A 415-nucleotide genomic window follows, 5' to 3' on the forward strand; every position below is an offset into this window, starting at 1 on the left:
TCCGATTGATCTTGTGACTGGCGTGATTGACGGCATTACAGGTGGTACTGATGGCAGCCCGATTGATTTTGTCACTGGTGTGATTGATGGCATCACGGGTGGTACTGGTGGTAGCCCAATCGATTTAGTCACTGGTGCTCTTGATGGTATAACAGGTGGTGATCTTGCTAATAATCCTGTCATAGGTATTGTTCAAGAAGGTATCGATATTCTACAAGGCGTTGAAAGCTTAAAAACTGAAATCATCAATACGGGTATTGATACTGTAGCTGACACCATCATCGGAGCTTTCCCTCAAGCTGAACATCCTGTCGGGGATATTGCTGACCTAGGTACCCTCACTTTTGAGACTTCTCGCGATACTGTAAATGGTGCTTTAGAAACCGTGTCTGATTTGGCGGGTGCTGATCTTAGT

General features: G+C 45.3%; 1 pseudogene. It reads left to right on the top strand.

Going from position 1 to position 415, the window contains the following annotated elements:
• Positions 1-415 (top strand): annotated as a pseudogene (locus IO68_RS0117230) (hypothetical protein); the annotation flags it as partial.

It is taken from the genome of Acinetobacter sp. COS3, from assembly GCF_000475335.1.
GTDB lineage: Bacteria > Pseudomonadota > Gammaproteobacteria > Pseudomonadales > Moraxellaceae > Acinetobacter > Acinetobacter venetianus.